Source organism: Flexivirga sp. (assembly GCF_035551235.1).
In the GTDB taxonomy this organism is placed as follows: domain Bacteria; phylum Actinomycetota; class Actinomycetes; order Actinomycetales; family Dermatophilaceae; genus Flexivirga.
The window spans coordinates 137,509-155,458 of sequence record NZ_DASZNO010000045.1 but is presented as its reverse complement, the minus strand read 5'-3'; the positions used below and the strand labels follow the sequence as shown (position 1 = coordinate 155,458).

9 protein-coding genes are annotated in these 17,950 nt (G+C 61.4%); 8 read left to right on the top strand and 1 reads right to left on the bottom strand.

Annotated features, from left to right (window positions below; all coding sequences use genetic code 11):
• The first annotated feature begins 29 nt into the window (after positions 1–29).
• The 3 genes from VG502_RS16275 to VG502_RS16265 all read left to right on the top strand — a co-directional run bounded on the left by VG502_RS16275 (position 30) and on the right by VG502_RS16265 (position 4,819).
• Positions 30–1,475 carry a hypothetical protein gene (locus VG502_RS16275; RefSeq protein ID WP_325551123.1) on the top strand — a complete coding sequence of 482 codons (1,446 nt, stop codon included), beginning with the start codon at positions 30–32 and terminating at the stop codon, positions 1,473–1,475.
• 294 nt (positions 1,476–1,769) lie between these two features.
• A complete protein-coding gene (locus VG502_RS16270; protein ID WP_325551122.1) occupies positions 1,770–2,963 on the top strand; it encodes a DUF6361 family protein in 1,194 nt (397 codons plus the stop codon).
• Between the two features lie 395 nt (positions 2,964–3,358).
• Positions 3,359–4,819 carry a phospholipase D-like domain-containing protein gene (locus tag VG502_RS16265; protein WP_325551121.1) on the top strand — a complete coding sequence of 487 codons (1,461 nt, stop codon included), beginning with the start codon at positions 3,359–3,361 and terminating at the stop codon, positions 4,817–4,819.
• Between the two features lie 461 nt (positions 4,820–5,280).
• On the opposite strand, the gene VG502_RS16260 is transcribed toward VG502_RS16265, so the two are convergent.
• Complete coding sequence (locus VG502_RS16260) at positions 5,281–5,682, bottom strand: hypothetical protein (RefSeq protein WP_325551120.1); 402 nt, start codon at positions 5,680–5,682, stop codon at positions 5,281–5,283.
• Positions 5,683–5,694: 12 nt separating this feature from the next.
• On the opposite strand from VG502_RS16260, the gene VG502_RS16255 reads away from it, so the two are divergent.
• From VG502_RS16255 to VG502_RS16235, 5 genes are all read left to right on the top strand, one after another.
• Entirely contained in the window at positions 5,695–7,968 is a 2,274-nt protein-coding gene (locus tag VG502_RS16255) for a helicase-related protein (RefSeq protein WP_325551119.1), read from the top strand.
• A gap of 984 nt (positions 7,969–8,952) precedes the next feature.
• Positions 8,953–12,219, top strand: coding sequence for a helicase-related protein (locus VG502_RS16250; protein WP_325551118.1), 3,267 nt, complete (start codon positions 8,953–8,955; stop codon positions 12,217–12,219).
• Positions 12,212–12,913 carry a DUF4391 domain-containing protein gene (locus VG502_RS16245; RefSeq protein ID WP_325551117.1) on the top strand — a complete coding sequence of 234 codons (702 nt, stop codon included), beginning with the start codon at positions 12,212–12,214 and terminating at the stop codon, positions 12,911–12,913. The genes VG502_RS16250 and VG502_RS16245 overlap by 8 nt, the downstream gene beginning before the upstream one ends.
• 23 nt (positions 12,914–12,936) lie before the next feature.
• Positions 12,937–14,859, top strand: coding sequence for a site-specific DNA-methyltransferase (locus VG502_RS16240; protein ID WP_325551116.1), 1,923 nt, complete (start codon positions 12,937–12,939; stop codon positions 14,857–14,859).
• A 5-nt stretch (positions 14,860–14,864) separates the two neighbouring features.
• Positions 14,865–17,945: a type III restriction-modification system endonuclease gene (locus VG502_RS16235; protein ID WP_325551115.1), complete on the top strand. Its 3,081-nt coding sequence runs from the start codon at positions 14,865–14,867 to the stop codon at positions 17,943–17,945.
• Positions 17,946–17,950: the final 5 nt, after the last annotated feature.

Here is a 17,950-nt window from a genome sequence, read left to right as displayed (position 1 = left end):
GTCACAGCGGCGTACTAGACCTGTTTGTCATGGCCATGGAAACGCAGCATCGCCAGCCGGATCGAATAGCCCTTGCCCGTATCGGGACTGACGCAGAGGGTGACGACAGCCAGCCGCCAGGCGAGATTCCTGTGGCGTCGGCCTCAGAGTGGCGTCGCCACGTGGCTCATCGAACATCGCCAGGGCAGATCGTCGGCAGACTTGTCCTCGGCCCAGTTCTTATGGCGTCGGTCGTTTACGCCATCCTGATGTCCTGGACTGCGCCCGATGGCCTTGTCGATGTGGTGGAGCGTATGTCGGCAGCGCCCGTCTCGACCTGGACGAAGGTGAAATATATAAGCGTGGTTGTGGGCGCCTTCGCCCTCATCGATGCGGGGGTCGCTGCGGCTTGGCTGTGGTTCGCCTGGCGGACTCTGCTCGCTATTCGTTTTCGACTTATGCGCGCGTGGCACCGGCTGGCGCTGCAATTCAACGCGTGTGTGAGTCAGCCACCGATGGTGAGCGACTCTGACCGGGTTCTGGTCCCGATGCTGAGCGTCGGCATCCTCGGTTCTTGCGTTTTCGCCGACATCACGTTCATATCGACCGTCGTGATGCCAGCGCCGCTCATTGTGTGGCCGGTCTTTGTGATCGCGATGGGATTGGCCACATTCGTCCTGTTCCGGACGTTCTTCGGTCGTGACGATGATGCCACGCTTCTGCAAGTATGGATCACGCTGCTTCCGGTCTTGCGGAGACAGAAGTTGCCTGTCTCTTGGCCAGCAACCTGCACGGTGTGTTGTGGAGCTCGACGACCTCGGCCGGTCTTGATTCGAGCGGGTCTTGTCCTTCTGGAATCCAATTCGCGCGTGCTTGACCGACTCGAAACCAGCTCTGTGTGGATCGTATACCTCCGGCGTCATTGGACCGTTGCCAGTCTAGTCGCTGGGATTTTTGTGGCGCTTGGCCTCATGAATGCGGCTGATGTGCCCCTTCCTGTCGGCGCCGCTTTCCTCACCACCTGTCTGTGCCTTCCGATCCTTAGACTCGCGGTGTCAACCAAAAGATCGGTGTTCGACGGCATGATCGATGGGTTCACGACGGGCGGTCCGTTCCGCCTGATGGGCGCGATTGTCGCCTGCTTTGCGCTCATGGGGAATGGAATCCTCCTTGAACATCTGGTTGTGTACCTCGCGGGCCCGGCGAAGAGCGTGTTCCACGGCTACGATCCCAATCTGGCGATGCTGGCATTTATCGCGGCCGAAGCCTGCGCCTGCTATATCGTCTACTCAGTGTGGCAAACCCGCCGTGGTTTCTCCCCACGGTGGTCCCCGAAGCAGGTCGTCATCGGCACGTTTCTTCCGATTATTGGACTCATGGTCGGCGCGCTCCAAGGTGGTTGGTATCCCATGGCGCTCTTAACGGCCACGACATGGGTATCCGCGCAGTCCAAACCTGAACGCGACTGCGTGATCCGAGATCGCCGGCAAGAGTAGCTCCTCTCCTGCCCCGTCGGTTGGACGTCACAGGTCCCGACAGGTGCGTCAGCCATCTGGCTCGGCAGCATCGGACGAACACTTCGGGTTTCATCCGCGAGAGAACCTCGATGCGGCCGTCCGCGCGAGTGGACCGGATCCTACGGCAATGATCACAAATGCCGTGCTCCCGCTCGCGCGTCTGCAGTGCAGTTTCGACCGATTCGGCCGGCCACTGGCTCGACGTCGGGTGAGAACCACCCGTAATCACGAAAGGCCCGCCAACGCAGCTCGCGTTCAGCCACAATCGGCCACATGGTCTCGACGTTCGGGTGGCTCGACACAGACAGCGAACAACGGCGCAAGATGCTCGAAGTCGTCGACCTCTTCAAAGAGCAGAGCACCGTCGACGAGCTTGGGATCGGCTCGATCCGTGACGCACTATCGGACGCATTGTTCCCGGGAACCTCCTACGTGCACACCCGCTTGCGATACGTCCTCTTCATCCCGTGGCTGTTGCAACGTGCAGGGTCGACCGGCACTCCGGCGCAGATGAGTGCTGAGTTCCGCAAGCTCGAATACCGGCTGATCACAAGCCTGTTGGCTGGTGGGGAACACACCGGCGTTATCGGGAACACTGCGCGTGACAGGCTGAAGCGCATGCCCAGCGGCATCTATTGGGCAGCTCTTGGTGCGTGGGGCATCCGCACTGGCGAGTTCTCCACCGACGGCTACTTCCGTCGTGAGCACGACTATCGAGAGCTCGAGAGCCGCACCCTGCGAGCTGACGATCCCGAGGCGCGCATGAGTCTGCCGGGCACCGGTCTCGACCCGCATCTGCCGGAACCACCGGCAGATCTACTCAAGTCGGTGACCTTCGAACTCCGGCCGGAGGACGAGCAGTACCTGTCTGACCGCATCGCAGCCAAGACCAAGAATTCCATGCTGTCCTGGCTGATCTACCACCAGCCGCATGAGCTGCCGGACTACTTCTGGGAGCTCGAAAATCTCGGTGACGCCCCGGAGCAGCTGCAAGACATCTGCGATCACGCCCGGCGCTTCCACACTGCGATCTATGGCGCGGTGCTCGTCTACAACCTGCTCCTCGCGCGCAAGAGCGACAAGCTCGACTACGTCGAGGCATATGAGGACGAGATCGATGTATGGCGGCACGAACTCGCCTCCTCTGGTGCTCTCGACAGCTGGAGCCGCACAGAGTGGTGGGCGACAGTCCGGCGGCAGAACCCCGGGATACGCATGCTGACAGTGCAATTCGTCGATCGGTGGCTCAACCTGATCAGGATCGATTCCGACGTCGCGTCGAGTCCGCGCGCTGCAGAGCTGATCACCGCGCGGGAACGTCAGATCAAGAGCGGTCGCGCACGACTGGTCAACCAAGCCGCACTCGACGGCTGGTCCGGCTCAAGTGGACTCGGCAGGCTCGACTACCGCTGGTCCATCGCGAAGCCCTACCTGCAGGATCTCTACAACGCGCGGAGCGCGTCATGACATTGGCCCCCGAGTCGCGCGTTCTGCTCACCGATGCACTGCGACCGCCCGCTGAGCACAGCCTCGACGTGGCAGTCGGCACGACATACTCGCTCAATCTGTCCGCGCTGCTGCTCGCGCCCCTGTCATTCGCGCTCTTCGAGATGGACGACGCGGAGGCGACCGAGCGGGTCGACCCGATACGGCTCTTGGAAGCCGCGCGTCGGTATGCCGACCACACCACGGTCTTTTGCCAAGCGGGCGGGATCCACGTGCCCAGCAGCTACCGCCGCATTCTCACCTTCATCGAGGACAGCGTCCTCGAGGTGATGCCACCGCACGAGGGGTCGATCTTCCATCCGAAGATCTGGGCTCTGCGGTTTGTCGGTCCGACCGGCGAATACCTGCACCGGGTCGTGATCCTCAGCCGCAACATGACACTGGATCGATCCTGGGACACGGCCCTGGTGCTCGACGAGGACAGCGAGGGGAGCATCGCCGCCTGGCCAGCCGCTGACTTCGTGCGTCATATGCCGGACCTGACACTCCGATCGGTCGGCGCATCGCGCATCGCGGAAATCCGTGATTTAGCAACAACATTGGCGACCGTGCGCCTCAGCCCGCCCGAGCCGTTCACCGGTGGCGAGCTGCTGCCCATCGTTCTGACGAACGAGCGCATCTGGCCCTTCCCGCCGACGGCCAACAAACTGTTCGCGATCAGCCCGTTCCTGACGCGCCCCGCGCTGCGGGCGTTGGGGAGTGTCAGCTCCAGCCGGCTGCTGCTCTCGCGTGCAGAATCGCTCGACCTGGTGGGTGCGCGTGCCGTCGAGGGGTGGGACGTCAACGTCATGCAGCGCCCCGCCGAGGTGGCGCTCGGCGATGATGCCGCTGAAGTGACAGAGACAGGACCAGCCGTCGCGGCCGATGCTCGACGACCGGACGGTTTCCAGGAGGAGCACGACGGACTGCACGCCAAGACCTTCGTCCTCGACCTGCCTGGTGGCGAGTCGATGGTGGTCACCGGCAGCGCGAATCTCACCAGCGAGACCTGGGGGACAGGTGTGGAGTTCGACGCGGTGCTGACCGGGCCCACGACAGTTTGTGGTGTCGAAGCGGCATTGGACGGCTCGCCTGGTGCGCCAGGACTCCGGCAGCTTCTTCAGCCGTACGAGCCGACGACGGCCGCCGGCGTCGACGACGCCGCCATCGCCACCTCGTACGAGTTGGAAACGTTTCATCAGCAGCTCGCCGCTGGCGAGCCCACCATCTATGTCGCGACGGGTGAGGAAGACTCGGTTGATGCCACGTTCGTCATTGACCTACCGACGAACACCCCTGGTGACACAAAGGTTTGGCCGGTGTCCCTGTCGAAGGACGGGCATGCCAGACCGCTCGAAGCACGGATCAAGTGGACGATGTCGACCAAGAACGTCACCCCGTTCGTCGGTGTCGAAACAACCCTGGGCGAAGGCGATGCCAAGGTGACCCGGCAGTGTGTGCTGAAGGCCTCCCTGATGGGAGCGGTCGACGGGCGAAGGTCGGACGCGGTCTTCGACATCTTGAAGAGCAAGGACGACGTCCTGCGATATCTCATGTTCTTACTCGGAGATCCCAGCTTCGAGGATCAGATGGGCGTGTTGGCCAACGGCGAAGGAGGCGAGTGGCAATGGGCGTCGGGCGCTGGCGCGAACGTTGATGCCGTCGCTCTCTTTGAACCGCTGGTGCGTGCCACAGGTCGTGACGAGGACGCGCTCGCGCGCGTCGCCAGTCTTGTCGCAGAGCTACGCGATGCGCCACAGGGCGAGCACCTCGTGCCGGATCATTTCGACGAGCTCTGGGATGTCGTCTGGAGCGTTCACCTGGAGGGTCGTCCATGACCCAGCAGCAGCCAGACACTGAGGCAATCCTCTCCAGTCTCAAGGACTTTCAACGGTCGACGGTGGACTACGCGTTCGACCGGTTATGGACCGCTGAGGACCAGGTGAAGAAGTTCTTGGTGGCCGACGAGGTCGGATTGGGCAAGACGATGGTGGCCAAGGGAGTCATCGCCAAGACGGTCGAGCATCTGTGGGACACCGACAAGCGGATCGACATCGTCTACATCTGCTCCAACAGTCAGATCGCCCGACAGAACCTCAGCCGACTCAACGTCGTCGATGGCTCGGAGATCCGACACACCGACCGACTGACGCTGCTGCCACAAGTAATCCGCGATCTGCGCGCGAACAAGGTCAATTTCGTCTCGTTCACTCCCGGCACGTCGTTCAGCGTTGGACAGGCGCCCGGCCGCGCTGCCGAGCGAGTGCTCCTGTACTGGATGCTGGTCGGATGCTGGGGTTCAGCAGCTCGGGGCGCCCGATGGCGGAAGTTCTTCGAAGGCCGGTCTGGGCGAGAGAGTTTCGAGCAACAACTGGGCTGGTTCGACCCATCGTCCCTGGACGACCAGTTGTGCCAGTCGTTCGGAGAGGCGATCGACGCTGCGACCGGCCCACAAGGTGGCCCGCTCCGCGACGAACTGGAAGCTTGCGCTGCAAGGTTCAACTATCTGCGAGGCAAACCTGCTCCAGAAGTTGGCGCCGAGCGCGATCGCTTGGTCGGCACGCTGCGTGGCCTCGTGGCGCGAGCCTCCGTGGAGCACTTGGAGCCTGACTTGGTCATCCTGGACGAGTTCCAGCGGTTCAAGGACCTCCTCGACGCCGATGACGAGGGAGCGCAACTGGCCAACGCGATCTTCGAGCACCCGGACGCCAAGGTGCTGCTGCTGTCGGCGACGCCATACAAGATGTACACGTTGCCCGACGAACCCGAAGGTGACGATCACTACCGAGACTTCACCCGGACGGTGCAGTTCCTTGCTGGGCAAGAGCGGGCGTACGTCGTCGAACGGGATCTGCGCACCATGCGCGAGAGCCTGCTGGCCGGCGGTGATCACGCTGTGGCGCGCGAGGCACGCGATCGTGTGGAGCATGAATTACGACGGGTCATGTGCCGGACCGAGCGGCTTGCCTCCACCCCGTCACGCGACGGCATGCTCGTCGAAAAGTCTTTGCCCGCAGCCAAACTCGCTGCCGACGACCTGCGCTCGTGGCGGACCTTCGACGGTGTCGCGCGCCACGTCGATCACCGTGATGTCTTCGAATACTGGCGGTCCACGCCCTACCCGCTGAACCTGATGGAACGGGGCAGCTACCAGGTGCGAAGCAAGTTCGAGGCCGCCGCCGAGCGGAACGACCCAGAGTTGCGCGGACTGCTGAAGGACGCCCGTGGCCTGCTCGACTGGGATGAGATCCGCCGGTATGAACGGGTGGATCCCGGCAACGCCAAGCTGCGCGGCCTCAGTGAGGACGTGCTGGACCGCGGTGTATGGCGCCTCGCCTGGCTACCGCCATCGTTGTCGTACTACGAGACCGCGGGCGCGTACGCCGAGCCAGCCGTGCGCAGCTTCACGAAACGGTTGATCTTCTCAGCGTGGACGGTTGTGCCCAAGGCCATCGCGGTGATGCTCAGCTATGAGGCCGAGCGGCGCGCCATGGAAGCGGCCGATCTGACAGGTCGCCGGTATGACGACCGGCCGATAACTCCGCCTCTCCAATTCCGTGTCAGCTCAGACCGTCTCGCCGGCATGCCGGTGCTCGCCCTGATGTACCCGAGCGTTTTACTCGCCCGGTTGGGTGACCCGCTCGAGGTCGCGAGGTCCGGGCGTATGTCGATCCCGGTCTCGCGATCGCGTCTGTTCGACACTGTTCGCGATCGGGTGCGGGAAGTGCTAGCAGCATTACCGAACCCCCCCTCGAGGTCGGTGCCGGACCAACGGTGGTACTGGGCTGCGCCGTTTCTGCTCGACGAGGCGGCCGGGATTGTCGGCAACGCCGAAGTCGCTGCGGCGATGGGCAGTTGGACAGCGCGCGACAAGGATGATGCAGAAGGCAGCGGTCTCGCACAGCACGCCGAGCAAGCTCGCACCATGTCAGCCGAAGACCTCGGACCGCGGCCGGCGGATCTCGTGGATGTCCTGGCGTCGATGGCGATCGGCGCTCCGGGCGTCTGTGCACTCCGCGCGCTCAGACGCGTAGTGAGCCCGGACTTGACGCTCGACGACGTCGAGATCCGGGCCGGCGCGTACGAGATTGCACACGGCTTGCGGTCGCTCTTCAACAAGCCTGAGATCGTCGCGCTCGTCCGCTCGGGAGAGGACGAATCGACCTATTGGCGAGGTGTCCTCGATCATTGCGTGGACGGATGCCTGCAGTCGGTGCTCGACGAATACGCGCACGTACTCGTCGAATCGGAGGGCTTGCAGGGAGCTTCGGCGCTCGATCGAGTGACCACTATCAGCGGCGTTGTCGTTGAAGCTCTTTCGACGAGGTCGGTTACCAACGTTGTCGAGCAGGTCACGGTGGCTGACGGTCAGATCCGGCTCGACGAGCACCGGATGAGCAGTCACTTCGCGTCGCGCTTCGGGCGAACTCAAACGGACGACCAGGCCGCGGTCCGTGAGGCCGCGATCCGCATCGCATACAACTCACCGTTTCGCCCGTTTGTGCTCGCGTCCACGTCGGTGGGCCAGGAGGGACTCGACTTCCACACCTACAGCCACGCGGTAGTGCACTGGAACCTTCCGGGCAACCCGGTCGATCTGGAGCAGCGTGAGGGCCGGGTTCATCGCTACAAGGGCCACGCGGTGCGCAAGAACGTTGCAGCCGAGTTCGCCTCAGCCGCAGTCGAATCGGCGTGCGCTGACCCGTGGACAGCCGTCTTCGAGGCGGCACAGAGCGCCCGCTCGAACAGGGACTCCGACATCAAGCCGTTCTGGGTGTTCACCGGCGACGCAGCGATCGAACGCTACGTGCCTGCGATGCCGCTCAGTCGCGAGCTCCAGCAATACCGGCGCCTGCAACGCACCGTCGGCGCGTACCGGATGGTCATCGGTCAGCCCCGCCAAGACGACCTCATCCGGTATGTGGGTGAGGACACCTCGTGGCTGCGGATCGACTTGAGGCCGTTAGGAGCTGACCCCACCCTCTGACTGATGGCTTCGTCGCTGTGCGCCAAAACCAAGACAGGTCAACGTCGGAGAGGAGATACTTTCGCCGGGATGGGGCGGCCACGAACTGGCCGACGGAGAGATTGTGAACGGAACAGCAGAAGATGACGACGTATCGCCGCAGTGGCCACATGCGACGTGGCCGGAATGGCGACTATCACTGGGTGTCGCCACATGACGTGACTCGCGGGAAGTCTCGGAAACAGTCATTCGGTGGTCCGCACGCGCCAACCAAGCCAGCCAAGTCCTGGACCGTCCCAGAGTACCCACGGACCGAGTCCCCATCGCGGGTGAAAACCTCCCCGCGGCGCGGCCTCGACAGGCCCAACGCCACCTGTCCGCGGTGCAACAAGCCAGTGTGGTTCATTCGCAATCAGAACGGTGGTTGCGCATACTTCGACGAGATCGGCTGGCCTTGGCCCAAGCACCCGTGCATGGTTTCGTCGCCGCTGTTCGATCACGGGTTCGCCGCGCGTCTTGCCGTGGAGTACGAAGAAGCTCAGCGTCGAGGTGACGTCCGCTCATGGCTGTGGGGTCAAGGTGGGCCTAACAAGAGCTACTCGGCACCTGGTGCCGTTGCACAGACGCAGTCGGCACGAGCGCACCCACGACACGATCAGTTTGTGACCAGGACGCCAAATCAACCTGTCTCAATAGCGTGGCGTCAGGCGCCAGCGAGTAGGCAGAGCACTCTTACGACGCCGGAGGTCGTCTTCACCTGGTGTTTTGTCTCCGTCGTTCTGGGCATCGTGATCTTCTTCCTCCTGCTCTTCGCGTCCGCTCCATGAGAGTGGGACGCCTGCTCCGGCCAGAAACGAGGAACTGCCAAGTTTCCGATCAGCGGTGGGATCTTCGCCGAGCAGGACTCCAGCATGGTTACCATGCGGACATGGCCCGGCGCACCGTTTCCTCAACTCGTGAGCACGGTAGCCACGGAGCTGGATTGGCGGAGCAGGGGGTGCTCGAATGAGGATCATCGATAACGTCAGCCAGCTGCTGGGGGACGACCTCAAGGCGGAGATCTCGACCGGGTCGAAGGTTCGGATCGCCGCAGCGACGTTTTCCATCTTCGCCTTCGAGGCGCTCCGCAAGGAGCTCGAGCAGGTCGATCAGCTCGAGTTCATCTTCACCTCGCCGACCTTCGTGCCCGCTGAGGCAACCGACAAGGTTCACAAGGAGCGGCGCCAGTTCTTCATCCCTAGCGCGAATCACACCGAGTCAAGTCTCTATGGCTCGGAATTCGAGATCCGCCTACGCAATCAGCTGACCCAGCGAGCGATCGCGAAGGAGTGCGCGGACTGGGTCCGTCGCAAGGTGACCTTCCGGTCGAATTCCACCGGAAACCCGATGCAGCAGTTTGCTGCGGTCGATGAACGAGCCGTCTACAGCCCCCTTCAGGGCTTCACCACGGCGGACCTGGGCTACCAGCGAGGTAACGCAGTTTCCAACATGGTTCAGCGTGTCGATGAGACGCCGTTGACCACTCAGTACGTCGAGTTGTTCGACCAGATCTGGCACAACTCTGCGCAGGTCACCGACGTCACCGAGGCGGTTCGCCAGCACATAGCGAGTGTGTATGCCGAGAACTCGCCCGCTCGGATCTACTTCCTCATCCTCTACAACTTGTTCGCCGAGTTCCTCGATGACATCAATGAAGACGTCCTGCCCAACGATCGCACTGGCTATCAGGACACCAAAGTCTGGCAAGCCCTCTACAACTTCCAACGAGATGCCGCCACCGGCATCATCAACAAGCTGGAGACCTACAACGGCTGCATCCTCGCCGACAGCGTCGGGCTCGGGAAGACCTTCACCGCGCTCGCGGTCATCAAGTACTACGAGCTACGCAACAAGTCGGTGCTTGTGCTCTGCCCGAAGAAGCTTGCGGAGAACTGGACGAACTACAACGCGAACCTGACGACCAACATCTTCGGCAGCGACCGCTTCAACTATGACGTGCTCGCCCACACGGACCTGTCACGCACCAAGGGCGAGTCGTTGGGGCTGCGGCTAGACCGGATCAATTGGGGCAACTACGACCTAGTCGTGATCGACGAGTCGCACAACTTCCGGAACGCCGACTACGCGGAGGAGAAGGAGTCCCGTTACCAGCGGCTCATGCGCCAGGTGATCCGCGAAGGCGTGAAGACCAAGGTCCTGATGCTCTCCGCGACACCAGTCAACAACAGGTTCAACGATCTGAAGAACCAGCTTCAGCTTGCGTACGAGGGTGAGGAAGACAAACTCAGCGGAGAACTCAAGATCTCCACGACCATCGACGAGGTGTTCCGTGATGCGCAGCGTGTCTTCAACGAGTGGTCCAAGCTGGACGCCGAGGAACGAACCACCGATCGGATCCTGCAGATGCTCGACTTCGACTTCTTCGAGTTGCTGGATGCGGTGACCATCGCCCGGTCCCGCAAGCACATCCAAGCGTTCTACGACACTAGTGAGGTTGGCGCGTTTCCTGACCGTCTGCCGCCTCGATCGATCCGTGCTCAGCTGTCCGATCAATCATCAGTTCCGACCTTCAACCAGATCTTCGACCAGCTGCAAGCCCTCACCCTGGCGGTGTACACACCGTTGGCCTACGTGTTCCCCAGTCGACGGGCTAAGTACGAAGACCTGTTCAATGTCACCGCCGGCACGGCACGCTCCAACCTTGGACAGGGCGGTCGTGAGCAGGGCCTGAAGAAGCTCATGACCGTCAATCTCCTCAAACGACTGGAGAGTTCGGTCGAGGCGTTCCGGTTGACCCTTGCCCGTGTGGAGTCTGCTGTAGACGCGACACTGAGTCGGATCGCATCGCACGCCGATTCGCTCACGGATCTCGATGTCTCGTCAACCGGGTGCGATTTGGACGATGACGATGAGCTTGACCTCGAATCACTGTCGTTCGGCGAGAAGATCCGAATCGATGTCAAGGACATCGACGTCGACTCCTGGCAGCGCGACTTGTGGAACGACCGGGAGACCCTGCGCGAACTCCTGGACGAGATGGTCAAGATCACCCCCGATCACGATTCCAAGCTGCAGGCCCTCAAACAGCTGATCGCCGACAAGGCTGCGCATCCCATCAACGCCGGCAATCGGAAGGTGCTGATCTTCTCGGCATTCGCAGACACGGCCGAGTACCTCTACCGCGAGCTCGCGCCCGCGCTCTCGGCAGCTGACATCGAGGCTGCCTTGATCACTGGCGGCAACACGGTCAGAACCACCCTGGGCACGGGCTACGACTTCCAGCAGATCTTGACGCTATTCTCGCCGAAGTCGAAGCAGCGGCACCTCACCATGCCCACGGCGACTGGTGACCTCGATGTCCTCATCGGCACAGATGTCATCAGCGAGGGCCAGAACCTCCAAGACTGTGACTTCCTGGTCAACTACGACATCCATTGGAACCCAGTGCGGATCATCCAACGCTTCGGGCGCATCGACCGCATCGGCTCCACCAACGCCGTGATTCAGCTGGTGAACTTCTGGCCCGATATCTCGCTCGACGAGTACATCAACCTCAAGGAGCGCGTCGAGAGCCGGATGGTCATCGCCGACCTGGCCGGCACCGCCGATGACAACGTGCTGACGTTGCAGGGCAGCGATGCCGCGTTCCGGAAGGAGCAGCTGCGCAAGCTACAGGACGAGGTCATCGAGCTCGAAGACGTCCGCACCGGGGTCTCGATCACCGACCTTGGCCTGAACGACTTCCGGATGGACCTACTTGCCTACCTCAAGGAGTATGGCGACCTGGCCTCCGCGCCGAAGGGCTTGCACGCAGTCGTCCCAGCGGACCCCGCGAAGGGTCTCGTGCCAGGTGTGATCTTCGCCCTGCGCAACGTCAACGCCGACGAGCACATCAACCGCGGCAACCGGCTGCACCCGCACTATCTGGTGTATCTCGACAACGACGGCGAGGTGGTTGCTGACCACACCGAGGTGAAGCGACTGCTCGACGTTGTGCGCGCCGGCTGTCGTCCGTATGACGAGCCGGTCCCCGACGTCACCAGTGTGTTCAACGAGGCCACTCACGACGGCGCGGCGATGACGGCGTACTCGCAGTTGCTCACCGACGCGATCCGCTCGATGGTCGACGTCACCGACGAGCGCGACATTGACAGCCTCTTCAGCGACGGGCCGACAACCGCACTCACTCAGGCAATCGGTGGCCTCGATGACTTCGAGCTGATCGCCTTCCTCGCGATCGTCGGAACACCGGAGCAAGATGGCGATGCCTGATTTCCTCTACGACTGGCCGGCCGCAGCTCGTTTCGGTCGCGTCATCCCCAAGACGAAGTTCTACGAGCACGGCAGGGTCTCGAATGCGCTGCGCGAGAGGTTCGTTGGCGACGTGCAGCGGATTGTGTGGGCATACAAGCTCGCCGACGACACGCTTAACTTGCCGAGCACGGTCGCAGTCCCAGAGATCCAAGTGTTCCAGCTCGAAGCGAAGAGTGACGATGTCGACGACTCAGTTCTCGCGGCGATCGACGGTGCAGTGAAGACACCCGTCCTCTTTGAGGTCTCTCGGCATGCAAGTGATGGAAGACGTCAGGTTCGGTTGGCGGCCGCCCCGAAACAGACTGCTAAGGCGTCGAAACAGCGCGGTTACTCGACAACAAGCTGGCAGCTCGCCGACACAGCGCGGCGAACCCTGCCCGCCGCCGTCGATCTCGGAAGCCTGTATGTCGCGATCCTCGAGTCCTTGTCCGGTCTTGCGGCACGGCCCGGTGAAGCGGTGTCAGAGGTTGCCGACAGACTGGCTACCGCGCGCAAGCTCCAGCGGGAGATAGAGGCTCTGCAGCGGAAGCTCCGCACTGAGCCGCAGTTCAACCGCAAGGTCGAGCTGCGGCGATCACTGACTATTAAGCGAAACCTGCTCGCCGACCTGACGAGCCCGACCATTAGCCCCGCGTCGGGCGCGAAATACTGAGGAACCCTGTGGAGAAGCTGCGTATGACGTCACCCGACCTGACCGCCGCCAACGTCGACAAGATCGCCGAATTGTTCCCTAACGTGCTCACCGAGGTGGTGGACGGTGACCAGACAGTCAAGCGCGCCATTGACTTCGATCTGCTACGGCAGGAGTTGTCCGAACATATCGTCGAGGGACCGCAGGAGCGATACCAGCTCAACTGGCCGGGAAAGCGCGCGGCGGCCTTCGCCGCGAACGCACCTATCGCAAAAACGCTGCGCCCGGTGCGCGAGGAGTCGGTCGACTTCGACACCACGAAGAACCTCTTCGTCGAAGGCGATAACCTCGACGCGCTAAAGCTGTTGCAAGAGTCCTATCTCGGCAAGGTCAAGCTGATCTACATCGATCCGCCTTACAATACCGGAAACGACTTCGTGTACGCGGATGACTTTGCCGAGTCGAACGCTGACTACCTCGAGAAGTCTGGCCAGTTGTCCGGGTCTGGCGAACGGCTGGTCGCGAACACTGAGGCGAATGGCCGTTTTCACTCCAACTGGCTCTCAATGATGTATCCGCGGCTTAAGATGGCAAGGTCGATGTTACGAGACGACGGGGTGATCTTCGCCTCGATCGACGATAAGGAATTAGCGACGCTGCGGATTTTGTTTGATGAAGTCTTTGGAGCCGACAATTTTCTGGCGACGATCGTCTGGAAGAACGCTACAGACAATAACCCCACGCGCGTAGCGGTCGAGCACGAATACTTGCTTTGCTATGCGCGCAACAAAAGTGCGGTCGCACCGGTTTGGAAGAGCGCCGATAGTGCCGCACGTGATCTCCTTGTCGCAGTTGGTGATGAACTCACCACAAGATTCACGGATCCCGAGGATCTCCAGGCCGAATACTCGGCGTGGTTCCGTGAAAACAAAGGAGTCCTCGGCCCCCTCGACCGCTATAAGTATATCGACGCAGACGGCGTTTACACCGGCAGTCAGTCAGTGCACAACCCCGGCAAAGAGGGCTACCGGTATGAAGTGATTCATCCCGTCAGCGGCAAGTCGTGCAAGCAACCGCTCCTCGGGTATCGTTTCCCCGAAGAAACCATGAAGCGACTCATCGAAGAAGGACGAATCCTTTTCGGTGCGGACGAGAACAAGATCGTCGAGTTGAAGGTCTACGCGAAGGACTTCAAGCAGAAGCTCGCGAGCGTCATCGAACTTGACGGAAGGCTCGGCGCCAACGAGCTGCGGGTGTTGTTCCCAAAGCGCAAGGTCTTCACCAATCCGAAGCCTGTCTCGCTCCTACGCGACGTCTTTTCATTTGTCGTTGCGGAACGCGACATCGTTCTGGACTTCTTCGCAGGGTCCGGGACAACTGCCGATGCGGTGCTACGGATCAACGCCACTCTCGGCACACGCGCACGGTTCGTCCTCGTTCAGCTTCCGGAGCGGGCCTCGGAAGGTGGATTCAGGACGCTCGCAGATGTCACCAAGGAGCGCATTCGCCGCACGGGAAAGCGGATCAAAGAGGGCAACGCCACGTACGCCGAATCGGTTGACATCGGCTTCCGCGTGCTCAAGGTGGACACCTCGAACCTGGTCGACACGTTGGCTGCTCCTGGCGACCTCTCGCAAGACACCCTGATAAGTGCGATCAATAGCGTCATGCCCGATCGCACAGGCGAAGACCTGCTCTTTCAAGTGCTGCTCGACTGGGGTTTGGAGCTGTCGTTGTCAATCAGTCGAGAAAGACTTGATGATCACGAGGTGTTCGTGGTTGACGACGGCGCGCTGATCGCGTGTTTCGATGAGCACGTCGACCTCGACATGGTGCGAGCCGTCGCAAAACGTGAACCACTGCGGGCTGTATTCCGCGACTCGGCGTTCGTCTCCGACGACGTCCGGATCAACACCGAGCAGATCTTTCGCGAGATCTCGCCCGCGACCGACGTCAAGACCGTCTGACGGCAATGAAACTTCAGTTCAAAGTCCAGCAGTACCAGACCGACGCCGTCGACGCGGTAGTCGACGTGTTCGCGGGCCAGCGGAAACACGACGGTATCTCCTACCGCATCGATCCCGGACGGGTGGAGGCGTCATACGCACCCGCGTTGTTCGAGACACAGCAAACGTTCGACTCGGGCTTTCGCAACGCGGAGATCGCCTTAACCTCATCGCAGCTGCTTGCCAACGTGCACACCGTGCAGACGTCGCGCAACCTGCCGCTTGCGCCGGGGCTGGTCGACAGCGTGGCGGCGCCCGGGGCGCCCAACCTCGATGTCGAGATGGAGACCGGCACCGGCAAGACCTACGTCTACATCAAGACGATCATGGAGCTGCACAAGCGCTACGGATGGAGCAAATTCATCATCGTCGTGCCGTCGGTCGCGATCCGGGAGGGCGTGCAGAAGTCGTTCGACGTCACTGCCGAGCACTTTCAGCAGAGCTACGGCACCAAGCCGCGGTCGTTCATTTACAACTCTTCACAGCTGCACGAGCTGGAGCGCTTTAGCTCCGACGCAGGCGTGCAGGTAATGATCATCAACATCCAGGCGTTCAACGCGACTGGCAAGGACAACCGCCGGATCTATGACGAGCTGGACGACTTCCAGTCGCGCAAGCCGATCGACGTCATCAGCGCGAACCGGCCAATCGTCATCATCGACGAGCCGCAGAAGATCGGCCGAGACAAGTCTCTGGCCGCGCTGGCGCGTTTTAACGCCTTGATGGTGCTGCGGTATTCGGCCACACACAAGGTTGATCACACGAAGGTGCACCGGCTCGACGCGCTCGACGCCTACCGGCAGAAGCTGGTCAAGAAGATCGCCGTTCGTGGCATCACCGTGAGGGGGCTGGCAGGCTCGACGGCATACCTCTACCTAGATGCGATCGAGGTGCGCAAGGGCCAGCAGCCCGTGGCCAGAGTCGAGCTGGAGGTGCAGACCAAGAGTGGCCCGATCAGGAGATACGTCAGGCGAGTCACCAAGGGGACCCGCTTGCATGATCTGTCGGGCGGCATCGAGGCATATAAGGATCTGGTCGTCACCGACGTCAACGCGATCACCGACACCATCGAGCTCAGCAACGGTGACATCGTGGTTGCTGGTCAGCTCGCAGACCGGGACGTCACCGAGGAGACCAAGCGTCGGATCCAGATCCGCGAGGTGATCCGCGCGCACCTGGACAAGGAGCGGGAGCTCTTCGCGCAAGGCGTCAAAGTGCTCTCGCTCTTCTTCATCGATGAGGTCGCGAAGTACCGCGATTACTCGCGCGAGGACACGCTCGGTGATTACGCGCGCTGCTTCGAGGAGGAGTATGCCGCGCTTGTCGGCAATGTGCTCGGCGAGCTGGAGCTCGACGAGACGGCTGCGGCATACCACCAGTATTTGAAGCGGGACGAAGTACGAGCCGTCCACCAGGGCTACTTCTCGATCGATAAGAAGGGCCATGCGATCGACGGTGCCATCAGTAAGACCGGCGACGAAAAGGGTCAGTCCAAGGACACCGATGCCTACGACCTGATCCTCAAGGACAAAGAGCGGTTGCTGTCGTTCGCGGAGCCGGTGCGGTTCATCTTCTCGCACAGTGCCCTTCGTGAAGGCTGGGACAACCCGAACGTCTTCGTGATGGGGATGCTGAAGAAGAGCGACAACACTGTGTCCCGACGGCAGGAGATCGGCCGTGGCTTGCGCCTCGCTGTGGACCAGCACGGTGAGCGGATGGACAACCCGGTCACTGTCCACGACATCAACCAACTCACAGTCGTCACCGACGAGTCGTACACCGACTTCGTTGACGGGTTGCAGAAGGAGATCGCAGAGTCGCTGGCGTCGCGGCCGCGAAAGGCGACCGTCAAGTTCTTCACTGGCAAGACAATTCAGATGGAGTCCGGCGAAAGCGTCGTCGAAGAAGCGGTCGCTCAGGCGCTCTACAAGCACCTCATCAAGAACGACTACCTCAACGACGACGACACCATCTCGGACGCGTACAAGGAGGCGAAGGAAGCCGGCACGCTCGCCCTGCCCACATCGCCACTGCTCAAACCGCCGGTCATTGACTTCCTCTGGCCACTGGTCGACACCCTCTACCTTGACCTGCCGACGCCGCCCAACGACCGGAAACCCAAGGCGATTCCGTTCAACCGGGCAAACTTCGACAGGAAGGAATTCCAAGCTCTGTGGGCGAGGATCAATCACAAGGCCGTCTACCAGGTGGCGTTCGACTCGGCCGAGTTGGTGAGCAAATGCGTCTACGCGCTGGACCAGCACCTCAACGTCGCGCCGATGCAATACGTCACTGAGGCTGGCGAGCAGCTCGCCGAGATTGACGCCGACGACTTGTCTGCTGGAGCAAGTTTCAAGAAGAGCACAATCACCACGCAGACCGAGACGGTGTCGGCATACTCCCAGGTGAAGTACGACCTGCTGGGTGAGATTGCCGAGAAGACCAAACTGACCCGGCGAACGGTCGCGGCGATCCTGACGGCGGTGACGCCGGCGACGTTCGCGAAGTTCCGCCTCAACCCGGAGCAGTTCATAACCGAAGCCGCGAGACTCACCAACGAGCAGAAGGCGACCGTGATCGTTGAACATTTGACTTACGATGCGCTCGAAGATCGTTACGGCACAGCGATATTCACCGATAACCAGACGAAGCAGGACTTTACTCACGCTGGTGAAAAGTTGAAGAAGCATGTCTACGACTACGTGGTGACCGACTCGAAGGTCGAAAGGGCCTTCGTCAACGAGCTGGATACGAGCACAGAAGTCGCCGTCTACGCGAAGCTGCCACGCGGATTCTTCATCCCAACTCCAATGGGCGACTACAACCCGGACTGGGCGATCGCCTTCAATGAGGGATCGGTCAAGCATGTCTACTTCGTCGCTGAAACCAAGGGGTCGCTCTCGACGCTGCAACTCAAGGGTGTTGAAGAAGCAAAGATCGACTGTGCGAAGAAGTTCTTCGCAGCTCTGAGTGACAAGAGTGGCGAGGGCGTCATCTACGACGTGGTCGACGACTACACCAAGCTCATGCAACTCGTGTCGAGCTGAGGCCC

What these genes read in the sequence shown, in the direction of transcription:
- VG502_RS16240 (WP_325551116.1), top strand. Translation starts at nt 12,937, where the DNA reads ATGACGTCACCCGACCTGACCGCCGCCAACGTCGACAAGATCGCCGAA.
- VG502_RS16270 (WP_325551122.1), top strand. Translation starts at nt 1,770, where the DNA reads ATGGTCTCGACGTTCGGGTGGCTCGACACAGACAGCGAACAACGGCGC.
- VG502_RS16245 (WP_325551117.1), top strand. Translation starts at nt 12,212, where the DNA reads ATGCCTGATTTCCTCTACGACTGGCCGGCCGCAGCTCGTTTCGGTCGC.
- VG502_RS16275 (WP_325551123.1), top strand. Translation starts at nt 30, where the DNA reads ATGGCCATGGAAACGCAGCATCGCCAGCCGGATCGAATAGCCCTTGCC.
- VG502_RS16235 (WP_325551115.1), top strand. Translation starts at nt 14,865, where the DNA reads ATGAAACTTCAGTTCAAAGTCCAGCAGTACCAGACCGACGCCGTCGAC.
- VG502_RS16250 (WP_325551118.1), top strand. Translation starts at nt 8,953, where the DNA reads ATGAGGATCATCGATAACGTCAGCCAGCTGCTGGGGGACGACCTCAAG.